The following is a 22,358-nucleotide window of genomic DNA, read 5'->3' on the forward strand; positions in this document are numbered from 1 at the left end:
GACAAGGGAGTCTGCCCCGGAAATGGGGAAATAAACACCACGCGCTCTGACAGGGCGCGTGGTGTTTTATGGTTATGTTCCCAGGGTGCCGCAGTGGCACCCCGGGCTAAGTTGTGACGCGCCGTTGGCGCGGGGGATTTTGCCGAAGCCTGATTTATAATGTGGGCGCCGGATAATTTGTATTTCTTGAATTTGGTTTTCTATTCTTCAGCCGGGTTTCCCTAATTAGGATGAAAACGCCGTCCAACAATAATAGAAATCCCGCGCCAACACAGAGGCCCTGGAAAAATTTCCGGTTGGCTGTTTCTTTCTTCGAGATCAATGAGAGCTGCATCATCGCATATTCCAGCGAGCTATCCTTAAAGGAGGCGGGCGCACCTGATTGCGAATCCTTGTTAACGCGGGAATAAACCGATTCTTCCCAATGTTTCCATTCCACCGCCTGTTTCTTTTCGTTTTCCTTTATAATGCTTATAGCGGCAATGGGGAATATTAATAGAATCAGGGCCTTTATGAAAATAAGTAATGTTATTAATTTCATATTATATAATAAAAATGAAAACCTACAACAAACTCATCTGCGCGTCGTCTTCTGGCTTCACGGTGATTTTCTTTTTCGGGCGCGCTTTGGGTGTTGGCGCGGTCAGCTCGATGTCGGTGTCTTCGCTTTCCAATTTTTCCAGGATTGTCTTGGCGCGGTCGATCACTGTTAGCGGGAGTCCGGCGAGGCGCGCGACTTGGATGCCGTAACTGCGGTCGGCGGCGCCGGGGACAACGCGGCGCACAAAGACGATTTCGTCGTTCCACTCTTTCACCGCCACACTGAGGTTTCTCATGCGGGGCAAATGTTTTTCGAGTTGGGTGAGTTCTTGGTAGTGCGTGGCGAAGAGGGTTCTCGGGCCGCGGGTTTCGTCGCGGTGCAGATGCTCGACCACCGCCCAGGCGATGCTGAGGCCGTCGTAGGTCGAGGTGCCGCGGCCGATTTCGTCGAGGATGATCAGCGAGCGGTCGGTGGCGTTGTTGAGGATGTTCGCGGTTTCGTTCATCTCGACCATGAAGGTGGAGTTGCCGCGCGCGAGGTCGTCACTCGCGCCGACGCGCGAGAAGATGCGGTCAACGAGGCCAATGCGGCAGGCTTTCGCGGGCACCCAGCAGCCGACTTGCGCCATGAGCGTGATGAGCGCGACTTGGCGGATGTAGGTTGATTTGCCGGCCATGTTGGGACCGGTGATGAGCGCGATTTGCGCGTCGCTTGAGCTGAGTTGTGTGTCGTTGGGGACGAAGGTTTGCGGGCTTCCGGCAGAGGGATTTTTGAGCATTTGCTCGACGACGGGGTGGCGGCCCTCGGTGATTTCGAGGACGTCGGTTTCGTCGATTGTGGGGCAAACGTAATCCCATTCGCGGGCGAGCTGGGCCCAGCCGCAGAGGACGTCGAGTTCGGCGAGGGTGTCGGCGGTGCGGACGAGCGCGATGGATTCGTCGAGCACGGCGGTGACGAGTTCGTTGAAGAGGACGAGTTCGCGCGCGAGGGCATTTTCCTCGGCGTGGAAGATTTCCTTTTCCTTTTGCTTGAGCGCCTCGGTGACGTAGCGTTCGCCGCCGACGGTTGTCTGGCGGCGGATGTAGTCGGCGGGGACGAGGTGGAGGTTGGCCTTGGTGACTTCGATGTAGTAGCCGAAATTGCCGGTGTATTTGACCTTGAGGGAGCGAATGCCGGTGCGTTCCTGCTCGGCGCGCTCGAGGTCGGAGAGCCAGGTTTTGTTGCCGGTGGTGAGGGCGCGGAGGCGGTCGAGCTCGGGGTCGTGGCCGGCGCGGATGTGGTTGCCTTCGTTGATGTCGTTGGGGAGTTCGTCGGCGAGGGCGCGGGCGAGGAGGGCGTGGAGTTCGGGGAGGAGGTCGATTTTTTCCTTTTGGATGCGAGTGGTGGTGCCGGGGGCGAATTGCGCGAGGGCGTCGTGGATTTTGGGGAGTTGGGCGAGGGTGTCGCGCACGCCGCCGAGTTCGCGGGGGTTGCGGAGGCGGTTTTGGAGGCGGCCGATGATGCGGGGGATGTCGCGGATGTTTTGGAGGTGGGCGCGGAGGGCGGAGAGCGAGCCGGGCATGGCGAGGAGCTCGCCGGTGATGGTTTGGCGGCGGTGGATTTCGGCGAGGTCGAGCGCGGGGGCGGCGAGCCAGCGTTCGAGGAGGCGCGCGCCGGCGGGGGTGGCGCAGCGGTTGATGGCGTGGTGGAGCGAGCCGTCGCGGGTGCCTCGGGTGGAGTTGAAGATTTCGAGGTTGCGGAGGGTGGCGGGGTCGAGGAGGAGGGTTTTGGCGGGGCGGTATTCCTGGAGGCTGCGCAGGTTTTCGGGTTTGGCGCAGAGGTTTTCCGTTGCGTAATAAACGAGCGCGGCGGCGGGGCCGAGGGCGGGGTGGTTGTTTTCGAGGCCGAAGCCTTGCAGGTTGAGGACGCCGAGCGCGGTGGCGATGGCGGCGGGCGCGGAGTTGAGCTCGAACTGGTAGGGGGCGAGTTCGGTGACGAGGCGCGTGGCGCAGAAGCCGGCGAGCGCGGCAAGCGCGGCGTGGGCCGGGTTGGCGTGGTCGTGCGCGGCGTTTTGCCAGGCGGGGAGGGCGTTTTCGGGGGTGACGATTTCGGCGGGGTCGAGCGCGGTGAGGATGGGGAGGAGGTTTTCTGGGCGGGTGTCGGTGGCGACCTTGAACTCGCCGGTGGTGAGGTCGAGCCAGGCGGCGTGGAGGCCGTGTTTGTCGTGCGTGATGGCGCAGAGGTAGTGGTTGCGGGCGGCGTCGATTTGCGCGGTTTCGAGCGTGGTGCCGGGGGTGAGGATGCGGGTGAGCTGGCGGCGGACGAGTTTGCCGGCCTTGGCGGGCTCGGCTTGGTCGCAGATGGCGACTTTTTTGCCGAGGGCGAGGAGTTTGCCGACGTAGTTGTCGGCGGCGTGCGCGGGGACGCCGCACATGGGGGTTTCCTGGCGCTTGGTGAGGGTGAGGCCGATGAGTTTCGACGCGGTGACGGCGTCGTCGTTGAACATTTCGAAAAAGTCGCCGAGCCGGAAGAGGAGCAGTGTGTCGCGGGGCAGGCCGCGTTTCACGTCAACATACTGCTGCATCATGGGGGTGAGCTTGACGGGGGCGGAGGGTGATGCGGCTGAGCTGGCGGGTTTGGCGGACATGATGCGGCGTGGAAAGGTGTGCGGAAATTGAAAAGCGAAAAGGTAACGGAGGGAGCGGGGGCGGGAAGGAAAAAGGCGATAATTTTTTTAATCGCGGAAGCGCGGAAGGACGGAAGGCGCGGAAATTTTAGGGATGAAGAGAGGAACACAAGGGACTCAGCGCGGCGCAGCCGCAAGCGAAAGGAATGGATGCAAAGAGGCGCTTTATGAGTCCGCGAGCGGCCTGACAAGGGATCGGAATTTTTGGCCGCAAAAAGGCGCAAAATTTCCGTCCGGCCATTCAGTGTTTCGAGGCGCCTATAGGCGCGCGTAAAATTTCAGCCGGGGCGGGGATTGTTTTCGTTCCTTTTGTCAGGCTACTCGCGGACTCGTAGAGTGGCTAAATGGATTGGTGGTATGAACGCCTTTTCGCATAGGCGAATCATACGTTTCAGCGGTGAACTTTTCGGGATTGTTTGCGGAGATCCACGGAGTTTTGGGAGGCCTGCACGTTTTCGCGCGCACCAACGTTCTTTCGGTTTTGCCGGCTTGGGATGCGTTTTTAATACCAGAGCACGGGGTGGCGTATGGGGAAGTTGCGCTGCACTTCCTCGACCATGCAATCGGGGTCGAGCTGCTTCCATGTTGCGAGCCAGGTTTCGTTGCCCGCGGACATCGCGCCAAAGAGGAGCGCGGGCTGGCGCACCGGCCAGTCGTTCCAATACATCACGTCGGGCTTGAGCGGCCATTTCGATTTGTCCGCCAAATGGGGCGCGAGGTAGGCGACCGCCTTGATCATGCCACGATCATCGGTTGCGGAGACGCGCCATGCCATGTAGTTGTTACCTATTGTCACCGAACTGGTGGAACTTCTGTCCGAACGTTTTTCAATATCGGTTATGATAGTGGGTGTGCTCAGCACGCGCGCGAGCGCGCACATGACGTCGAGGTTGAAGATCGAGTAGCCGTAGGGTTTGGTGCGCGCGAGTTCGCGCGGGAAACTTCCGTCGTCGGCCATTTGGTTTGGGATGTGGAGCGTCACGAGCCGCGCGCGGCATTCGTCGAGCACGGCGGTGTCGCCGGTCACGCGCGCGAAGCACGCGGCCTGCAATGTCCAGCAGGTGCCGTGGTTGTTTTTGGCGTTGCTCTCGTCGATGCCGTATTTGTGCGTGCGCATCCAGCGCAGGTAGTCGCGAAACCACGCGGTCACCGCGGCGTCGGTTTCGGGCGTGAAGGCCACCGCGTTGTCCAGCTGTTCCGCGCCCGCGCCGCGCAACGCGACGACGGCCATCGCCACCTCGGCGAGGTGCAGCGTGTCGATGACGCCGATGCCTCGCCCGGTGTGGCGGCCCTTGATCGACTGCGCGTATTCGAGCGACGGGTTCATGCGCGTCTCCGGCGTCACGAACCACGCGCGCAAGTGCTCCACCGCCGCCGCGCCGTAGCGCTCCTCGCGAGTCAGTTTGTAGGCGGCGGCAAGCGCGGAGACGTTGCGCGAGAACTCCATCATCAAGCGCCGGTGTGCGACAAAGTTGTCCGGGTTTGTCATGCCGTCGCGCTGCACGTAGGGCGCGTCGGGGTTTTTCGGATCGGGCCACCAGTAGTCGCCCTCGGAGGAAAAGTCGTGCGCGCCGCCGGCGCTGCGCGGGTTGCGCGCCGCGACGATTGTCGCCGGTTCGGCGGCGAGCGCGGCGTCGGCGAGGCGGAGTGTGCGCGCGTATTCATGGCGCGCGAGGTCGAAGCCGGGCAGCGCGGGCGTTGTGATTGAGACGACCGGTTCGGAGCCGGCCGCGCGCGCGGTTTCGACGGGATGATTGCGCGCGCCGTCGTCGCACCCGGCGCAAATCAGCAGACATGCGAGCAAAGATAAAAGCGAGATGGATGCGGGGTGCGGGGCGGCGGGTTTTTGGGACATGGCGCGGAATGGGAGTTAAAAAAAGAAAAACGAAAGACTGATGATGGAGGCGGGGGAGGGAAGGGGAAAGGCGTTTTTTTTGATCGCTAAAACGCGGAAGGGCGGAAGGCGCGGAAGTTAATGAGGTGTGTTGCCGTGAGGGGATCGTTTTCGCGGTTTTTGTTTCTGCGCATTTTCGTGGTTGGTATTTTTTTGCGTCTTCACGTTTTGCGGTTCAACAACAATGCCAAAATGAACAGCACGAACACCGTCGATTTATTCTGCCGGGATTTGGGTGGCGAGGGAAGGCCGCCGCTGGTGGTGCTGCACGGGTTGCTGGGGGCGTCTCGAAACTGGCAGACGACGGGCGGCGATTTGGCGAGGGCGGGCGCGGGACATGTGCTGGCGCTGGACTTGCGCAATCACGGACGTTCGTCGCACGCGGACGAGATGAGCTATGATGCGATGGTCGCGGATGTGCTGGCGTGGATGGATGCGCGCGGGTTGCGGCGCGTTTCGCTGATGGGGCACAGCATGGGCGGCAAGGTGGCGATGGCGATGGCGTGTCGTCATCCGGAGCGCGTGGAGCGGTTGATTGTGGTGGATATTGCGCCGAAGGATTATTTGTCGATTGCGCATCGCAACGAGTTCGCGGCGATGAACGAGCTCGACTTGCGCGCGCTTTCGTCGAGGGCCGAGGCGGAGATGCGCTTCGAGGCGCGCGTGGGCGATTGGGCGATGCGGAAATTTCTCACGACAAATCTTGAGCGTGATGAAGCGGGCGGCGCGAATGGCGGAGGTTGGAAGTGGGTGATCAATCTGCCCGTGATCACGGCGGCGTTGCCGGAGCTGGAGGCGAATCCGCTTCGCGAGGGCGAACGGTTTGATGGCGGCGCGCTTTTTGTGACGGGAGGCAAATCAAGCTACGTGAACACCGCGGAGGGATCGGATGATCGCCGAGTGATCGCGCGGCATTTTCCGAATGCGCGCATCGAAACCATCGCCGCGTCCGGCCACAATCCGCACATGGAAACCCGCGCGGAATTTGTGCGCCTGGCGGAATCGTTTTTGAGGGAGTGACGACACGCGGGGGCGCGTTGCAAGCGACGCTCCCGCGGGAAGTGTGGCTTTGCTTTTTTGGGCCTACTGCAACCCGAGCACTTGTTTCGCCTGCTCGACGAGCGGAGTGGCGGCGAGTGAGGGCGCGCTGGCGGGAAGCGCCTCGTTCATGCCGATGCGTTGCGCGCGGTCCACGAGCGTGAGATAGGCGAATGTTTCGCGCTCGGAATCAGCTGCGTGTTTGGCGGCGAGTGCGAGCGTCTCGGCGGGCATGGAAACCTGCCCGGCGGGAATCGCGTTTTTGTCCGCGAGGAAAAAGCTGAGCGAGGCGCCAAGCGTCTGGCACCAGGCTTCGGGGCGCGCGGGCATCGTGCAGGCGGGCGCGCCGGGTTCCTGCTGCCATTCCATGAAGAGGCGGATTTGTTCGTGGAGTTTGGCGAGCTCGGTGTCGGCGGTGGCGGAGGTCCACTTGGTGTGGAATTGTTTTCGTTCGCGCATTTTTTTCACCTCCCACACGCGAAGAAGTATCTCGGTTGTGTCGTCCTTTTTTTCAACCGCGCCGGTGATGACATAATCGAGCTTGCCGTTGCTGGAGGCGACGAGTTGCTCGATGTTGGACTTGGTCCATTCGACGGGGAAAATGGCGTAGTAGTCCTTGTCGAAGAGGGCGAGCGCCGCGATGGGGTTGTAGTGGGGGCTGTAATAAAATGTTTCCGAGAGCCAGAGGGGGAAGCCGCGCGTGAAGCGGGCCAGTTCGTCCTCGGGCTGCTTTGATTTTTCGAGGGCGTCCTCGGTCTTGATGCCGAGGATGGAAAGTTGCCCGAACGCGATGTGCCGCAGTTTCGGGTTTTGCTTGGGCGACGGGAGCACGCCGGGAAGCTCCTCGATTCCGTAGGACCAGATCGGGCGCGAAATGCTGACGAGGTTGATGGTCTTGCGCGTGTTTGCCGGGTTTCCGTCGGGGCTGTGCGCGGGCGCGGGAAGATCGCCGCGTTTTTCGGCTTCGATGAGCTCGGCGAGGGCGTTGGAAAAGCCGTGAAGGCGCTCCTCGAGGTCGGCGCGGTTGAGCGCGAAGAGGATGTCGAGCACGTGTTGCGCGGCGGCGGTGTTGTTGGTGGCGAGGTAGGCTTGGAGGAGGTTGATGCCGGTGGCGGGGCCGTGGCGCTCGGCATCGTAACGCGGCGCGACGAGCTCGATGATTTGCGGAATGTAGCCCGCGGTGCCAAGGTCGGCGGAGATTGTCACGAGCACGTCGGCGCGGTCGCCCGCGGTTTGGAGCAGCTCCTCGTAGACGGCCATCGCGCCGGGGAGATCGCGCGCCTGCAATTTCTCATGGGCGGCGAGCAACCGGGTTTTAATTGTGCCTTGCAAAACGCTTTCCGGCGAGGAGGGGGCGGGCGCGGGTGTTTCGCCGTCAACGGGCGCGGCGGCGGGCGTGGGCGCCGGCGTGGTTTCACCGGAATTGTTTTTCTTGGAGGTAAAGCGGTCAAAAAATCCCATGCCGCGAGAAAAGCATCGGCGGGGCGCAGGGCGAAGCTTTTTTATCGGGACGGATTGTTTTGGCTCGAAACGGCGTTATGGCGGGCGTCACTGGTTTTTCCCGAGCGCCTTCATCGCGGAGGGCGCGAGGTCGATTGTCTGGGTGGGGAAGGCGAACGAAAGCCCGCGCGCGGCGGCGGCGCGCATGAACGCGAGGTTCAACCGCTGGCGCAGCGCCATTTGTTTTGCGAAGTCCGGCTCGCGGGTCACGTAAACGATCCACATGTCGAGCGACGATGCGCTGAAGTCGCGGAAATACACCATCTCGGAATTGGGCAGCACGTCGGACTCCGCTTTTATCAGCGCGCGGATGTCGTCGACGATTGCCGCCATCTGGTCGGGCGTGCTGTCGTAGGTGAAGCCGAGCACCTGCTCGACGCGGCGGTTGGTGAACTTCGAGAGGTTCACAATCGATTCCGACGCCACGGTTTTGTTGGGAATGATGACGAGCGCCTTGTCGGGACGGCGCAGTTTCATGGAGCGGATTCCGATGTCCTCGACCGTGCCGGAGTGTCCCGCCAGTTGCACGGACTCGCCGATTTTGAAAGGCTGGTCGACCGCGACCACCGCCGCGCCGAAGACATTCGCGACGGTGTCCTGCGCCGCGAGCGCGAGCGCGAGACCACCGATGCCGAGGCCGGCGATGAACGCCTGGATTTCCAGGCCGAACACGTTTTGCGCGATGGTCAGCACCGAGGCCACGGCGAAGATGCCCACGAGCGTTTTTCGAATCCACGGCATATACAATGCGATGCCCGCGCCGCGTTGGGCCGCCTTCGTGTGCATGTAGTCGAGCCCGGCGTTGAGCAGGCGCAGCAACAGCCAGAAAAAAGTCACCGAGAAAAGCAGCGTGGCCGTGCTGCCGATGGCTTTGCTCACCGGGGGCGCGTAGTCGAGCGTGAGCACCGCCACGTAAATGCCCGAGAGCATCAGGAAGAGCGCGGAGGGCGGTTCCGCGGCGTCGACCACCCTGTCGTCAAACGTCCATGTCGTGCGCCCGGCCAGTTTTTTGAGCAGAAAAAACACAGCCGGCAGCAGCAGCCGGCGCATCAGGTAAAAAGCGACGATGATCGCGGCGGCGAGCACGAGGCGCTGCCAGGAGTTGCCGGTTTTTTGAACGTCGAAAAAGGCAAGAATCGTGTCGGCCGTTTCCCTGATGAACTCGGGCAGCTCCGTGTCCACGTAGCCGCCCGCGACGGCCGCGGCGGCGGCATCATTGCCGGATGCTGCTTGTTGCGCCGCCGTCGTCGCGGAAGGCGGGGGCTCGGGTTCCGGCACGCTGCGGCTTTGCCCGAAAACCACAACCCCGGCAAATAACAAGCCGAAGGAAAGGAGCAGCGCGGGCACGGCCAGGCGAAAACGGCTCAAGTGGCGTTTTTTCATGATGAAGCGTTTTTGCAGCCGAGTGCCGCGGCCTGTCAAGGCGCAGTGGCGGGCCGGCCATTTTTGCGCGCCGCCCAAAAAACGCGGAACAAGTTTTCGCGCCCTCCTATCACATTTCAATTTGCCACAAACGATTCGCGCATGCAGTTCCTGCAAAATCCATATTGCGTTTTTCAACTCTCGTCTTTGTTTTCCACCGAACATGTCCGGTCGCATCGCCACCAGTTTTCCGCCAGTGCAATCACACGCCGCATCAAAAGGCGCGCCTCGAGTGATTGCTCCCGCGCGCGTGAATGAGGCATAACCCGCCGTCACGCCAACAACCGCCTCCGCACCGGACCAGCACTGCAATTGCCCGCACCCATCCTATTTTTATGAGACAAACCTCGCATCGATTCGTCCGTTTTGCCGCCTTCGCGCGCGCCTCTCTCGCCGCGGTCGCCGGCCTTGCCTTTTTCCTGGCCGCCGTCCCCGCCTTTGCAGCGGACACCGTCATCTGGACCCCGCCAAGCGGCACCGACGCATCATGGGCGTGGGATCTCTCGGCGGAAAACTGGACCAGCGCCAGCACTGGAAGCAGCGCCAAGTTTGCCGACGGCGACGCGGTGGTGTTCGGCGTCGACGCCGACGGCACGGTTACCGGCACGGGTTATCGTGTTGTGATTTCGAGCTCGGGCGTCACGACCGGTGCCAGCGGCACCAATCCTGGGATGATTATCGCTTCCGGTTCGTGGCATTTTAGCGGTGGCGCGATCAATGACGGCTCTTTTTTGATTACTGGTTCGTCGGAGTTGACGCTTGCCAGTAATAGCGCCAGCGGGGGGCAGCGTGATTTTTTGGATCAGCGATTTGAAGTCGCGGACAATGTTGATTTTGCATTCCGCACGGAGGACAACACTGTCGTTACATTCTCGGGTTCGACATCCGGCACATTGGCCGGTGGCGCTTTTCATACGGGAAGCGATTCAAATCTCACTTTTGGAGTCTCCGGCACTTACGGTGGAATGTATTTCCTGACCAACACGACTAGCGCGCAAGGCGGCGCCATCGCCACCGGCGGCGATTTTAATGCCATTGTCCCGGCCAGCGGAAGCAACAACTGGATCAACCTCGTGTTCATCTACAACAATGCCGGGCAGCAAGGTGGCGCCATTTACAGCGAAGGCAATGTAAGCCTTGGCGATGTCACGGGCACCAACATACGCTTCACAGGCACTTTTTACGGCAACCAATCCGGTGCCGAAGGTGGCGCGATATTCGCTTTAAAAGACGCCGATATTAAGGGTTCGATGACATTTGTCAGCAACACCGCGGCCGCTTCCGGCGGCGTGATTTATGCTGGCGGTGATGTTTCGCTGGATGGCGCCATGACCTTTGCTGACAATGTTTCCGGATCAAATGGCGGTGTGATTTATGCCGGCGGTGATTTTAACATCACTACGTCGACGTCCACAGGCACGGTTGCCGCGATTTCGGGAACCTTCATCAATAACACAGCCAAAGGTGAGGGCGGCGCGATTTATGCTGGCGGTGATGTCTCGCTGGATGGCGCCATGACCTTTGCTGATAATGTTTCCGGATCAAATGGCGGTGTGATTTATGCCGGCGGTGATGTCACCATGTCAGGCAGCGTGACGATTACCGGCAACACTTCCGGCACCGGTTCACTCGGCGGCGCCATTTACACAAAAGGCAACCTCGTAATGTCGGGATCGGAGAGCACGATCACAATCTATAGAAACACGATTTCCGGAAGCAATGCTCCGCAGACATCCTCCGCGGCCTACGTCGGCGGCACGGTGACGCTTTCCGATTATTCCACGCTCATGGTCGATGGCGGTATCGTCGCCCAATCCTTCATTGTGGAAAGCTCCACCATTGCGATCAGTTCGAACTATGGCTCCGGCACCCTGGCGCTTACAACAATCGACAGTAATGGTGATGTAACTGGCGGCGCGGGCAAAATCCGTTTTGATGATACCACTCTCGTCGCCTATTACGGCAGCATTTCCGCCACCCCGGACAGTGCTGTGGAAATCACCGGCACGTTTAAGGTCAACGCCACCGGCACCGGGGCGCCCGCCGCGTTTGACACGGCCACGAAACTCGACGTCGACCTTGTTGGCGCCGGAGAGCTCTACAAAACGGGAGCCGGACTTCTTGAGCTTACAGGCAGCAACACCTACACGGGACCCACCACAATCGACGCGGGCGCCCTCATCGGCAACATTACCGACAATTCCACGCTCAATATCATCGGCACGGGCGTCTATCGTTCGGGCTCGGCTAACCGCACCATTGCCAGCCTAAACGGTGTCGGCACCATAGACATGCAGGGATACGATCTCACCCTGGTTTCGGGCGATTTTACGGGCACCATCCGCAACACCGTCAATGTTTACAAAACCTCCACAAACATGGCCGTGCTCGGCACCGGAACTGCGGGCAATATTCACATTCAGGAAGGCTCGCTTGCCATCGGCGGCAATAACCAGCTTAAGGTCACCGGCACCCTTGTCGTCGCCGCCGACACCACGCTCAACCTCAGCATCACCGACACCACCGCCCTCGACGTCGGCGAACTCAGCACCACGACGAGTTCCACGATCAATATAGCCGGCTACGGCAATATCAGCAGTTACGACAGGGAGGCGACGCACACCCTCGTTGTTTCCGGCACTACAATCGAGCGCAACTACGCGCTCGTCGTTAACAACGTCTCCCTTGACGCTGTCGATGAGTCGAAATTTCTCGTTTTTACTGACGTTTCCACCAGTGGCACTGATTACGAGAATCAAATTGTCCTCAAGTCATCGCTCGTGTGGGAAAGCACCGCGAATCAAAGCGCGCACGGCACGTTTTATGTCGACTCCGGCACCTTCACCCTTGCCTCCAGCCTTTCGGACAACGATGTCTCCACTGCTTGGTATAACGGCTGGGATGGCAAAACCCTCACCAAGACAGGCACGGGCACCCTCGTATTGACCGGCACAAACAACATCTACACCGGACAGACCATTGTGGAGGAGGGATTGCTGGTGAGCGATGTTTCTTCTGTGATCGGCGGCGGAACTGCGGGCAGTCTTGGGATTTACGTCAAGCCCTCCGGCACCATGCTCCACACAGGCACCCTTTACGGCAATGTCGTCAACGAAAACGTCTTCATTTTTGAGAATTCAATATCCGAGGATGACTCTGACGAAGATGAACCAAATCGTTCAGCCCGGCCTGAAATCAAAGGCAACATCCTCACCAGCGGCACTTTTATCTTCAACACCGCCGTCGATTATACCTTTAGCGGATCGCTTGCTGGTGACGGCGTCATTGTCAAAACCGGCACCGCTGAAGTCACCCTTGACGGTGGCAGCACTTACTCGGGCACCGTCCAGATTAGCAAGGGCACGCTCATTTCTGGCGCGGCCAACAATTTCGACAGCATCGGCGCTTTTAATATCGAAACTGGCGCCACTCTCGACCTCGGCGGTTATAATCAAAATATCAAAAACGTGATGAATCACGGCGTGTTACGCACCGGCTCCTCCTTCCCCGAATCCGGCTACATCCCTTCCTCGGTGCATATCACCAATTTCGTCGGCACCACCACCAATGCGGTTACGGGCACTATTTTTGTCCGTTCCGATTACAATTCCGGCATAGCTGACAAACTCATCCTTTCCGGCACCCTCGACGGCGAGTATGTTGTCAAGGCCATCAACATTGACAAGGTCACTCCCGACAAGACCCGCAAATCCCTTGTGATTATCGAGCTCGATGAAGGCAATTATACCATCAGCAACACGCTCACCTTTAGCGGCACCACTGAAGTGGGCATGGGGCGCCTCATGGTCAGGCAGGGCGTCGGCGGCCTGCTCACGCCGGAAAATCCCAATGTCTGGTATCTCGCCGCCACGGATGAGTTGAGCAACCTTGGCGACGCGGTTCTTTCCACCGCCAGCGTCGCGGGGCTTGAATGGCACTACCAGCTCGACTCCGTCCGCCAGCGCATGGGCGATTTGCGACAGGAAGCGCTCATGGCTCCGCCCGAAAAACGCCAGTCCCCGCTCGCCTATACCACCGTTACTTCCAAGGGCGGCAACATGTGGCTGCGCGCCAATGCCTATAACCTTGAAGCCGACATCAGCGTGGCCACCGATCCCTTTGATGAAACCGTCGCGGGAATTGCCTCCGGCTACGACAAGACCTTCCGTTGGGAGGACAACCAATACCTCCTTGGCGCCTATGCTGTCATTTCCAATGTTGATCGCGACTTCGACATCCGCGGTGACGGCGAAACCAACAGCGTCGGCCTCGGTTTCTATTTCAGTTACCTCAAGGACAACGGCTGGTATGGCGACACCTCGCTGCTCATTACACGGAACAGTAACAAAATCCATGCCCGCGCTCTCGACGGCCAGCAAACTAGCGTCGAATACAACAACGCGGCTTGGGGGCTTTCGCAGGAGGTCGGCAAGGTCATAAGATTTAAAAACTCCGGCTGGTGGGTTGAGCCTTCCGCGCAACTCTCCATCGCCGTCATCAATGGCAAAACCTATAATACTATTCCCACGAGTCGCAGCTTGGCAACGCCGACCCGATGGAGGTCAAGATAGCTGACGCCAATGTCAGGCAGGCTCGCGCCGCCATTCGGACGGGATACGATCGCCCCGGATCAAAACTCAAGCCCTACATCCGCTTGGCCGCGGCCAGCACATCCACAAAAGGCGGACGCATCCGGGCCGGCAGCCCCGGATACCCGCAATATTACACCGCTGACTTGGACGGCACCCGCTACGAGGCCGGCATCGGTTGCTCGTGGGTTATCAACCGAAAGAGCCAATTGTATCTTGATTACGAATATGCCAAGGCTCAGGACTATAAACGCCCTTGGGCTATCAACTTTGGTTATCGCAGCACATGGTAAAACAGGGCTTGTTTAAAAAAACTTAAATTTGCTATTAACCATGTATTGTGTTGACTAGCAATGCGATAAGGTATTTTGTGGTTGACGATTTCCTTTTATACAAAATTATTGCATTGCTTTTTCAAATAACTGCACAACACATAATACGCTTTCAATTTCCATCATGATCGCATCCACCCAGACCAATCATCCGCTGGCCATTGCCCAGCCAAGCCAGACATCCAAAACGTCGATTGAGTATGCGTGCGCCCGTCTCAAAGAGGCGGGACTGCGTATCACCCAGCCTCGGATTTCCATTCTCAACTCGTTGATCAACCGCTCCGTTCCGGCCAGCATTGAGCAAATACATGCCGACCTGCCGCCCGACACTTGCGATTTGGTCACAGTGTATCGCTGCCTCGCCGTATTTCAGGAAATCGGCCTCGTGCGCCTCACCTATTTCCACAACGGAGCCAGCGCCTACCAACTCACCCTCACCAGCGACACCGTTCCGCCCTACCACGTTATCTTCAAAAAGGACAACGAAGTGCAGGAGCTTGATGCTGAAAGCGCCGCCGAACTCCGCGCCGTGATCACCAAGATCGAGGACAAGCTTCGTGAGTCCGGTCATGGAAAAGTCTCCCATATCGTTGAGTTCTTCGTGGATAACATGCCCCGCGAAGACATCCTGCCCGCCAGAAGGAACATGCAGGAAAACGTGCAGGACATGATTGCTCGCGGCACTTACAACGTGCAGGTGTAATCGATTATCATCAAGGCAGCCTTGCCTGACATTTTCAGTCCCCCGAAAGCCTCCGTGCTTTCGGGGGCTTTTTTATATTGGGTTGCGGGAGCCGGGGCGGGGGAGATGAGCCGATGCCTCCGACAGCGCCGGAGAACATCGTGATACGTGAATCGTTTATGAGTGAGTTTTGATCTTTAACGGGCATGCGCACTCGCTGGGCGCGCCGATAACTGCGAGAGGCAAGCAGGGCGGTTTTGTTAAAACCGCCCTGCCTTCACGAACGCCTAAAGAATGAAGTTCATTCGTAAACGGTATTGCTTTCTGGTATTACTTTCCCGACTCGATCTTTGCGGCTTCGCGTTCGAGTTGCGTGACCAGTTCGTCGAGTTGGTCGACGACCGCTTGCACGGCCTCGGGCTTGGTCAGGTCGACGCCGGCCTTCTTGAGCTGCTCGACGGGATGATCGTTGCCGCCGCTCTTGAGGAGCGTGAGGTAGTTCTCAACGGCGGCCTGGCGCGAGGCGGCGGGGCCGGTTGTCATCTTCTTGTAGATTTGCGCGGAGGAGGCGAAGCAGGTGGCGTATTGATAAACGTAATACGGCGAGTTGAAGAAGTGCGGGATGCGCGCCCAGGTCATGCACTCGAGCTCGTCGGCCGTCATGGCGTCGCCGTAGTAGTCGGCGAGGCACTGGCGGTAGATGCCGGTGAGGACTTTGGCGGTGATGGGGCGGCCTTCCTCGACGAGGCGGTGCGCGCGCAGTTCGTAGTCGGCAAAAACGATCTGGCGGTAGAAGGTGCCGAGGATCGAGTCGACGGCGTGCTGGAGAAGGAGGAAGCGTTCTTTCGGGTCGGTCGTTTCCTTGAGCAGGCGGTCGAGGAGGAAGCGTTCGTTGGTGGTCGAGGCGACTTCGGCGACGAAGATGGTGTAGCCGGCCGTGGCGAAGGGCTGGTTCTCGGCGGAGAGCATGCTGTGCAGGGCGTGACCGGCCTCGTGCGCGTAGGTGAAGGCGGCGTCGAGCGTGTCGTTGTGATTGAGGAGCACGTAGGAACCAACTCCGTAGACACCCATGCTGTAGGCGCCGGAGCGCTTGCCTTCGTTTTCATAGACGTCGAGTTGCTTGCTGTTGGCGAACTCGCGGAATCGTTTTCCGTATTCGGCGCCGAGGGGCTCGATGGACTCGATGGCGAGGCGGCGCGAGTCCTCGTAGGAGTAGGTTTTGTCAACGTGGTAGATGGGAACGTAGTTGTCGTAAATGTGGTAGGTGTCGAGGCCGAGGAGTTTTTTGCGGAGCTTGAGGTAGCGCTGGAGCGGCTTGTTGCCGGCGCGCGCGGTGGCGATGAGGTTTTCGACGACTGCGGTGGGGATGTTGTTGCCCTCGAGCGCGGCTTCGAGGGTCGTCGAATAATTGCGGGCCCGCGCGACAAACCAGTCGCGTTGCATGATGCCGTTGTAGATGGAGGCGTAGGTGTTGATGTTGCCGGTGTAGGTTTTGTAGTAGGCGTCGAATGCCTTGGCGCGGTCGGCCTGGTTCATGTTGGTGTTGAGGATCTGCATGTAGGCGCCGGGCGAGAGCGTGACTTCGCCGCCGTCGGAGAGCGTGATGGCGGGGAACTTGATGTCGGCGGTGCTGAGGCTTTGGTAAACGGTGCGCGGGGTGCCGTTGGCCTGGGCGGAGTAGGAGAGGAGTTTTTCGCCTTTTTCGTCGAGCACGTGCTTTTGCTGGCGGTAGGTGTCGAGCAGCGGGAAGCGGTAGGGTTGGAGCGCGGGCGTGGTGGCGATCCATGTTTCCATCGTTGCCTGCGGGATGGTGAGGAGCTCGGGCGTGAACCACGAGGCTTGCGTGCCGAACTTGGCGAAGAGGGCCTGCACGCGCTGGAGTTTGGCGTCCATGGAATTGTCGCGCTGGTCAACGTCGCGCTGGAGGCTGGTGTAGCAATAGGTCTTGTAGCTGAGCTTGCCAATTTCGTCGGAGAGGAGCTGTGCGCGGAGGACGGCCTCGGGGCCGTTGGCGAGCGTGCCCTTGAGGGCGGCGTATTCGTTCATCTTGGCCTCCATGTCCTTCATGGCGGCTTCCCATGCGTCCCAGTTCGGGAAGATGGGCGTGAAGTCCCACTTGTATTGGTCGGGGATTTCGGCGCGGTTGCGAGTGTCGGGTTTGGCGAGTGCGGTTGAGGACATGATGAGGGAAAACGCGAAGGCGGCGGCAAGGCACGCGCGCGACGCGAGGGTGAGTCGGGAGGCTTGTTTTTTCATGTTGTAAAGTGGCACAGGAAACACGGTGTCGCGCACGGGGTCACGCTTGAAAATGCGGAAGGCGGAAAAGGTCCGAGGGCATTCACAGACATGTTGACATTTCAAAAATGCGCGCTTTCCTCCGCGTCCTTCCCGCTCCCAAAGGGCGGGCAAGTTCCAGATTGGAGTATCCGGAACGGGTTAGGTTTCGCACAAAAAGGCCAACTTTTCAGTTGACGACCCTTGGTGCACTCACCACGTTCTCCACTCTTTTTCTCGTTTTTTGACCCATTCTATTGGTATGCCCAGATAGCTCAGTTGGTAGAGCACCTCCTTGGTAAGGAGGAGGTCGCCGGTTCAAATCCGGTTCTGGGCTCCATTGGAAGACGGCCGTCGTTGACTTCTCCGACGCTAATCCAGAGGGTCAAAAACTACAAACTCCAACATCAACAACTTCACTCAAGAACATCATGGCTAAAGGAACATTCGAACGCACAAAGCCGCACGTCAACGTCGGCACCATCGGTCACGTCGACCATGGCAAAACTACGCTTACGACCGCGATTCTCGCTGTCCAGGCTCGCAAAGGTCTCGCGGAGGTCAAGTCCTACGCCGACATCGCAAAGGGCGGCACCGTCCGCGACGCTTCCAAGATCGTCACCATCGCCGTCTCGCACGTCGAATACGAAACCGACAAGCGCCACTACGCCCACGTTGACTGCCCGGGTCACGCCGACTTCGTCAAGAACATGATCACCGGCGCCGCGCAGATGGACGGCGCGATCCTCGTTGTTTCCGCGGCTGACGGCCCGATGCCCCAGACCCGCGAGCACATCCTCCTCGCCCGCCAGGTCGGCGTTCCCACGATCGTTGTCTTCCTTAACAAGGTCGACCTCATTGACGACAAGGAACTCCTCGACCTCGTCGACATGGAAATCCGCGAGCTCCTCAGCAAATACCAGTTCCCGGGTGACACCACCACGATCGTTCACGGTTCCGCCACGGCCGCCCTCGAGGGCACGCCCGAGGGTGAAAAGGCCATCGCCGACCTCATGAACGCGATCGACACCGACATTCCCGAGCCTGTTCGTGAAAACGACAAGCCCTTCCTCATGTCCGTCGAGGACGTCTTCTCGATCACCGGTCGCGGCACCGTCGCCACCGGCCGTATCGAACGCGGCGTCATCAAGGTCAACGAGCCCGTCGAAATCGTCGGCCTCCGCGATACCGCCAACTCCGTCGTTACGGGCATCGAAATGTTCCGCAAGCTTCTCGACAGCGGCCAGGCCGGTGACAACGTCGGCATCCTCCTCCGCGGTGTTGAAAAGGACGGCATCGAGCGCGGTCAAGTGCTCGCCAAGCCCGGCTCCATCACCCCGCACAAGAAGGCCAAGGCCGAGATCTACTGCTTGTCCAAGGAAGAAGGCGGCCGCCACACACCGTTCTTCAACGGCTATCGCCCGCAGTTCTACTTCCGCACGACCGACGTGACCGGCGTTGTGAACCTCCCGAAGGGTGTCGAGATGATCATGCCTGGTGACAACATCAGCGTGGACATCGAGCTCATCGCCCCCATCGCCATGGAAAAGCTCCAGCGCTTCGCCATCCGCGAAGGCGGTCGCACCATCGGCGCGGGTCGTATTACCGAAATCACCGAGTAATCGGTTTTTTGCAACCAACTTAAACGACCTGCCGGGGCTCCGCAAAACGGGCCTCGGCTGCGTCGTCTAAACAACAATTATCACAGGCGTGTAGCTCAATTGGTAGAGTAGCGGTCTCCAAAACCGTCGGTTGGGGGTTCGAGTCCCTCCGCGCCTGCCACTTTAAAAAGACTGTTTCGAACGAAGAGAGAAGCTTGACTAGACAGAAGGGCTGAAAAGCTGAAAGACAGAGAACAAAAACATTCCGAAATCCGCACCCATGAAATTTAACATATTCAGCAAAACCCGCATTTTCGTCATCGAAATGGTCGATGAACTGAAAAAGTGCACCTGGCCCACACGCGCGGAACTCGTCCAGTCCACCGGTGTTGTCATTTTCGCCTCGTTGCTTCTCGGCCTGTTCACAAGCATCTGCGACTTTTCGCTCTACCAACTCATCGCGCTCTGCACCAAGCTCGTCAGCTAAGCTGTCCGCTTCCATCGCCGCCCGCCGCCGCAACCAACACCCATGTCAGACACCGCCACCGTTCCCGCAGACGCCCAATGGTTCGCCCTGCACACACTCTCCGGCCAGGAGAACAAGGTTAAAGTCTACATAGACAAGTTCAAGAAGCAGGAGGAGCTTGATGACTACATCTACGAGGTGCTCCTGCCCACGGAAGTCGTTTCCGAGGTCAAGAACGGCAAAAAGAGAACAATCACCCGCAAACTCTATCCGGGTTACGTCTTCATTCACATGCGCCTCTACGATCAGGATCACAAGCTGATCAACAGGCCTTGGTATTTCGTGAAGGAAGTCGCCGGCGTGATCGGTTTTGTCGGTGGCGACAAACCCTCCGCGCTCCGCCAGTCCGAGGTGGACGAAATCCGGGCGCGCATCGAGGCGGCCAACGGCAAGGAAGTGCCAAAGGTCTCCTATGAAGTCGGCGAGGAAGTCAAGGTCACCGACGGTGCCTTCGCAAACCTCACCGGCCGCATCGACGAAATCGACCCCGAGCGCGGCAAACTCAAAATCTCCGTCTCAATCTTCGGCCGCTTCACCCCGGTCGAGCTCGAATACTGGCAAGTCCAGCGCATGACGGAAAGCTAAACCATCTTCTCACCACCGATATTGATTTAGGTTTTTCCCAAAGCCCGCCTCTAAGCCGCGGCGAAAACCCGACAAATCAAGCAAGCAACTAAAACCAAATCAAAATCATCGCTCATCATGGCTAAGAAAATCCAAGGCTACATCCGCCTCCAACTTCCCGCCGGCGCCGCGAATCCCGCGCCCCCCGTCGGTCCCGCGCTCGGCGCCCAAGGCGTCAACATCATGGCGTTCTGCAAAGACTTCAACGCCCGCACCAAGGATCAAAACGGCATGATCCTCCCCGTGGTCATCACCGTTTACACCGACAAGAGCTTCACCTTCATCCTCAAGTCGCCCCCGGCCGCCGTTCTCATCAAGAAGGCCGCCAACATCGCCAGCGGCTCCGCCCGTCCCAACCAGGACAAGGTCGGCAAGGTCACGCGCAAGCAACTCGCCGAAATCTGGAAAATCAAGCAGAAGGACATGAACGCCCTGACCGAGGAGGCCGGCGTCAAGATCCTCGAAGGCACCGCCCGCAACATGGGCGTCGAAGTCACCGACTAAAGTCGATGACTTGAAGGGCTGAAGGACTGAAAGGCTGAAGGCTGAAAAAAGCCGGAAAGCAGGAAGAACAAAAGCCCGACGTTCCAGACAACCGCAAAAAACCACCGACAATCATTTTCTACTTTCAGCCTTCAGCCTTCGGGCTTTCAGGCTTTTTCCCACAAATCGCGGGAGTCCTCACAAGGACGTTCGCACCGCAAGGAGTCCAAAATGCCAGCAAAACAAAGCAAACGCTACCGCAGCGCCCAAAAGGTCGCTGACCTCACAAAGGGGTATACATTGGCCGAGGCCGTTGAAGTCCTCGCCAAGTTTCCGAAAACCAAGTTCGACGAAACCGTCGAGCTTTCCATCCGCCTCGGCGTCGATTCGTCCCAGGGCGACCAGATGGTTCGCGGCACCACGCCGCTCCCGCACGGTTCCGGCAAGCAAGTCCGCGTGCTCGTCTTCACCGACGCACCCGACGCCGCCATCGCCGCGGGCGCCGACCATGCCGGCCTCGACGACATGATGGCCAAGGTCAGCGAAGGCTGGCTCGACTTCGACGTCGCCATCGCGACGACCGAAGCCATGAAAAAAGTTCGCACGCTCGCCCGCATCCTCGGTCCCAAGGGCCTCATGCCCAACCCGAAGAGCGGCACCGTCACCGACGACATCGCCGCCGGCGTCAAGGCCGTCAAGGCCGGCCGCGTCGAGTTCAAGATGGACAAGACCTGCAACATCGGCGTCGGCATCGGCAAACGCTCCTTCACGCCCGCGCAGATCGTCGAGAACGCGCAAGCCGTGATCGAGGCCGTCGGCAAGGCCAAGCCCGCCTCCTTCAAGGGCCACTACATCAAGACCGTGGCAATCTCCGCCTCCATGAGCCCCGGCGTCCGCCTCGTCTCCACCGAATACAACAAATACTAAAAGGAGCCCGACCACAATGAGAGCCGAAAAACAATATCTTATCACAGAGGTCGAGACACACCTCAAGAAATCCGATTACGTCATCCTCGCCAACTACACGAAGGTGACCGTGTCCGACGTCGCCGAATTGCGCGCCAAACTCCGCGCCGAAAACGCCGAGTTCCACGTCGTCAAGAACAGCTCGCTCAAAGTCGCCGCCAAGGCCCTCGGCCTGCCCGAGCTCGGTGACGACGCCTTCGTCGGCCCGACCGCGATCCTCGTCGGCGGTGAAAATCCCGCCGCCGTGGCGAAGATCATCAAGCAGTTCTTCAAGGAAAAACAGCGCCTGGAAATCAAGACCGGCATCATGGAGAAGAAAGTCGTCACCGCCGACTTCCTCTCGCAGATCGCCGACCTGCCCTCGCTCAACGAGCTCCGCAGCTCCTTCCTCAGCCTGCTCACCAGCAACGCCGCAGCCTTCGTCCGCGTCCTCGACGCCAAGGTCAAGAAGGACGGGGGCGACGCCGCTCCCGCTGCTGAAGCCGCACCCGCCGAGGCGCCCGCCGCCTGATTTTTCCACCGCCTTTTTTCGACTTGAATCGACTCAAATCGATTTAAGTCGACTTAAGTCGATTCAACCAATCCGCAAAACCAAAACCATTTTCGCGCTTCGGCGCCGAAAGACAAAAACCATCAACCGTCCGACCACTAGGGGATACGTCTCTTAAACGCCCGGCCCTGTTTTGCCGGCGCTAGTCAAGGACAGGAGATTACCATGAGCAACATCACCAAAGAACAAGTCATCGAATGGCTGTCCGCGCAGCCCGTCATCGAACTCGCCGCCCTCGTCAAAGACCTCGAGGAAAAGTGGGGCGTTTCCGCCGCCGCCGCCGTCGCAGTTGTCGCCGGGGGAGCCGCCGCGGGTGGCGCGCCCGCCGAGGAGCAAACCGAGTTCACCGTCGTCCTCAAGGAAGCCGGAGCGAACAAGATAGGCGCCATCAAGGAAGTCCGCGCCATCACCGGCCTGGGCCTCAAGGAAGCCAAGGACCTCGTCGAAGGCGCTCCGAAGCCCGTCAAGGAAAACGTTTCCAAAGCCGAAGCCGAAGAGATCAAAAAGAAGCTCGAGGCCGCCGGCGCCAAAGTCGAGCTCAAGTAATAACTTGGTTCGCAACTGGAAGCACCTTTCCATTATTTCAGCACAGGCCGTTCATAAAGGCGGCCTGTGCTTTGCCTTTTCTCAAAATCGTAATCAGTCAGTGCCTGCTGCCACCGCCTCCGCCA

General features: G+C 59.3%; 17 protein-coding genes and 2 tRNA genes. 13 read left to right on the forward strand and 6 right to left on the reverse strand.

Annotation, left to right across the window (positions count from 1 at the left end):
• Positions 1–154 precede the first annotated feature (154 nt).
• The 3 genes from CKA38_RS06765 to CKA38_RS06775 all read right to left on the reverse strand — a co-directional run bounded on the left by CKA38_RS06765 (position 155) and on the right by CKA38_RS06775 (position 5,061).
• Positions 155–541, reverse strand: a complete 387-nt coding sequence (locus tag CKA38_RS06765; RefSeq protein ID WP_108824801.1) for a hypothetical protein — start codon at positions 539–541, stop codon at positions 155–157.
• Positions 542–563: 22 nt separating this feature from the next.
• On the reverse strand, positions 564–3,167 hold the full coding sequence (gene mutS, locus CKA38_RS06770) for a DNA mismatch repair protein MutS (RefSeq protein ID WP_108824802.1): 2,604 nt from the start codon (positions 3,165–3,167) through the stop codon (positions 564–566).
• 541 nt (positions 3,168–3,708) lie between these two features.
• Positions 3,709–5,061: an alginate lyase family protein gene (locus tag CKA38_RS06775; protein ID WP_108824803.1), complete on the reverse strand. Its 1,353-nt coding sequence runs from the start codon at positions 5,059–5,061 to the stop codon at positions 3,709–3,711.
• A 231-nt stretch (positions 5,062–5,292) separates the two neighbouring features.
• Here CKA38_RS06775 and CKA38_RS06780 point away from each other — a divergent pair, with 231 nt between their 5' ends.
• Positions 5,293–6,120 carry an alpha/beta fold hydrolase gene (locus tag CKA38_RS06780; RefSeq protein WP_108826463.1) on the forward strand — a complete coding sequence of 276 codons (828 nt, stop codon included), beginning with the start codon at positions 5,293–5,295 and terminating at the stop codon, positions 6,118–6,120.
• 63 nt (positions 6,121–6,183) lie between these two features.
• Here CKA38_RS06780 and CKA38_RS06785 read toward each other — a convergent pair whose 3' ends face one another.
• Both CKA38_RS06785 and CKA38_RS06790 read right to left on the reverse strand, forming a co-directional pair.
• Positions 6,184–7,599, reverse strand: a complete 1,416-nt coding sequence (locus CKA38_RS06785; protein ID WP_108824804.1) for a hypothetical protein — start codon at positions 7,597–7,599, stop codon at positions 6,184–6,186.
• A gap of 87 nt (positions 7,600–7,686) precedes the next feature.
• Entirely contained in the window at positions 7,687–9,021 is a 1,335-nt protein-coding gene (locus CKA38_RS06790; RefSeq protein WP_161554780.1) for a mechanosensitive ion channel family protein, read from the reverse strand.
• A 374-nt stretch (positions 9,022–9,395) separates the two neighbouring features.
• On the opposite strand from CKA38_RS06790, the gene CKA38_RS06795 reads away from it, so the two are divergent.
• From CKA38_RS06795 to CKA38_RS06805, 3 genes are all read left to right on the forward strand, one after another.
• Positions 9,396–13,631, forward strand: coding sequence for an autotransporter outer membrane beta-barrel domain-containing protein (locus CKA38_RS06795; protein ID WP_161554781.1), 4,236 nt, complete (start codon positions 9,396–9,398; stop codon positions 13,629–13,631).
• On the forward strand, positions 13,616–13,942 hold the full coding sequence (locus tag CKA38_RS16655; RefSeq protein ID WP_108824807.1) for an autotransporter outer membrane beta-barrel domain-containing protein: 327 nt from the start codon (positions 13,616–13,618) through the stop codon (positions 13,940–13,942). Before CKA38_RS06795 ends, CKA38_RS16655 begins: the two co-directional genes overlap by 16 nt.
• Positions 13,943–14,105: 163 nt before the next feature.
• On the forward strand, positions 14,106–14,684 hold the full coding sequence (locus tag CKA38_RS06805) for a Fur family transcriptional regulator (protein WP_108824808.1): 579 nt from the start codon (positions 14,106–14,108) through the stop codon (positions 14,682–14,684).
• 309 nt (positions 14,685–14,993) lie between these two features.
• Here the strand turns inward: CKA38_RS06805 and pepF are convergent, their stop codons facing one another.
• Positions 14,994–16,919 (reverse strand): oligoendopeptidase F, encoded by a 1,926-nt coding sequence (gene pepF, locus CKA38_RS06810; protein ID WP_236919210.1) that lies wholly within the window; start codon positions 16,917–16,919, stop codon positions 14,994–14,996.
• 282 nt (positions 16,920–17,201) lie between these two features.
• Between pepF and CKA38_RS06815 the strand changes: the two genes are divergently transcribed.
• From CKA38_RS06815 to rplL, 9 genes are all read left to right on the forward strand, one after another.
• Positions 17,202–17,277: transfer RNA gene (locus tag CKA38_RS06815), tRNA-Thr, on the forward strand.
• 91 nt (positions 17,278–17,368) lie between these two features.
• Positions 17,369–18,559 carry an elongation factor Tu gene (gene tuf / locus CKA38_RS06820; protein ID WP_108824809.1) on the forward strand — a complete coding sequence of 397 codons (1,191 nt, stop codon included), beginning with the start codon at positions 17,369–17,371 and terminating at the stop codon, positions 18,557–18,559.
• Between the two features lie 84 nt (positions 18,560–18,643).
• A tRNA-Trp gene (locus CKA38_RS06825) sits at positions 18,644–18,719 on the forward strand.
• Positions 18,720–18,818: 99 nt separating this feature from the next.
• Positions 18,819–19,025, forward strand: coding sequence for a preprotein translocase subunit SecE (secE, locus tag CKA38_RS06830; protein WP_108824810.1), 207 nt, complete (start codon positions 18,819–18,821; stop codon positions 19,023–19,025).
• A gap of 42 nt (positions 19,026–19,067) precedes the next feature.
• Positions 19,068–19,649, forward strand: a complete 582-nt coding sequence (nusG, locus tag CKA38_RS06835) for a transcription termination/antitermination protein NusG (RefSeq protein ID WP_108824811.1) — start codon at positions 19,068–19,070, stop codon at positions 19,647–19,649.
• Positions 19,650–19,766: 117 nt separating this feature from the next.
• Positions 19,767–20,192, forward strand: a complete 426-nt coding sequence (gene rplK, locus CKA38_RS06840) for a 50S ribosomal protein L11 (RefSeq protein ID WP_108824812.1) — start codon at positions 19,767–19,769, stop codon at positions 20,190–20,192.
• A 210-nt stretch (positions 20,193–20,402) separates the two neighbouring features.
• On the forward strand, positions 20,403–21,098 hold the full coding sequence (gene rplA / locus CKA38_RS06845) for a 50S ribosomal protein L1 (protein WP_108824813.1): 696 nt from the start codon (positions 20,403–20,405) through the stop codon (positions 21,096–21,098).
• A 16-nt stretch (positions 21,099–21,114) separates the two neighbouring features.
• Positions 21,115–21,648, forward strand: a complete 534-nt coding sequence (gene rplJ / locus CKA38_RS06850; RefSeq protein ID WP_108824814.1) for a 50S ribosomal protein L10 — start codon at positions 21,115–21,117, stop codon at positions 21,646–21,648.
• A gap of 204 nt (positions 21,649–21,852) precedes the next feature.
• Positions 21,853–22,233, forward strand: a complete 381-nt coding sequence (rplL, locus tag CKA38_RS06855) for a 50S ribosomal protein L7/L12 (RefSeq protein WP_108824815.1) — start codon at positions 21,853–21,855, stop codon at positions 22,231–22,233.
• Positions 22,234–22,358: the final 125 nt, after the last annotated feature.

The organism is Ereboglobus luteus, assembly GCF_003096195.1.
GTDB lineage: Bacteria > Verrucomicrobiota > Verrucomicrobiia > Opitutales > Opitutaceae > Ereboglobus > Ereboglobus luteus.

Bases quoted from the DNA above. Each gene is read 5' to 3' on its own strand.
- CKA38_RS06765 (WP_108824801.1), bottom strand. From the start codon at position 541: ATGAAATTAATAACATTACTTATTTTCATAAAGGCCCTGATTCTATTA.
- mutS (WP_108824802.1), bottom strand. From the start codon at position 3,167: ATGTCCGCCAAACCCGCCAGCTCAGCCGCATCACCCTCCGCCCCCGTC.
- CKA38_RS06775 (WP_108824803.1), bottom strand. From the start codon at position 5,061: ATGTCCCAAAAACCCGCCGCCCCGCACCCCGCATCCATCTCGCTTTTA.
- CKA38_RS06780 (WP_108826463.1), top strand. From the start codon at position 5,293: ATGAACAGCACGAACACCGTCGATTTATTCTGCCGGGATTTGGGTGGC.
- CKA38_RS06785 (WP_108824804.1), bottom strand. From the start codon at position 7,599: ATGGGATTTTTTGACCGCTTTACCTCCAAGAAAAACAATTCCGGTGAA.
- CKA38_RS06790 (WP_161554780.1), bottom strand. From the start codon at position 9,021: ATGAAAAAACGCCACTTGAGCCGTTTTCGCCTGGCCGTGCCCGCGCTG.
- CKA38_RS06795 (WP_161554781.1), top strand. From the start codon at position 9,396: ATGAGACAAACCTCGCATCGATTCGTCCGTTTTGCCGCCTTCGCGCGC.
- CKA38_RS16655 (WP_108824807.1), top strand. From the start codon at position 13,616: ATGGAGGTCAAGATAGCTGACGCCAATGTCAGGCAGGCTCGCGCCGCC.
- CKA38_RS06805 (WP_108824808.1), top strand. From the start codon at position 14,106: ATGATCGCATCCACCCAGACCAATCATCCGCTGGCCATTGCCCAGCCA.
- pepF (WP_236919210.1), bottom strand. From the start codon at position 16,919: ATGAAAAAACAAGCCTCCCGACTCACCCTCGCGTCGCGCGCGTGCCTT.
- tuf (WP_108824809.1), top strand. From the start codon at position 17,369: ATGGCTAAAGGAACATTCGAACGCACAAAGCCGCACGTCAACGTCGGC.
- secE (WP_108824810.1), top strand. From the start codon at position 18,819: ATGAAATTTAACATATTCAGCAAAACCCGCATTTTCGTCATCGAAATG.
- nusG (WP_108824811.1), top strand. From the start codon at position 19,068: ATGTCAGACACCGCCACCGTTCCCGCAGACGCCCAATGGTTCGCCCTG.
- rplK (WP_108824812.1), top strand. From the start codon at position 19,767: ATGGCTAAGAAAATCCAAGGCTACATCCGCCTCCAACTTCCCGCCGGC.
- rplA (WP_108824813.1), top strand. From the start codon at position 20,403: ATGCCAGCAAAACAAAGCAAACGCTACCGCAGCGCCCAAAAGGTCGCT.
- rplJ (WP_108824814.1), top strand. From the start codon at position 21,115: ATGAGAGCCGAAAAACAATATCTTATCACAGAGGTCGAGACACACCTC.
- rplL (WP_108824815.1), top strand. From the start codon at position 21,853: ATGAGCAACATCACCAAAGAACAAGTCATCGAATGGCTGTCCGCGCAG.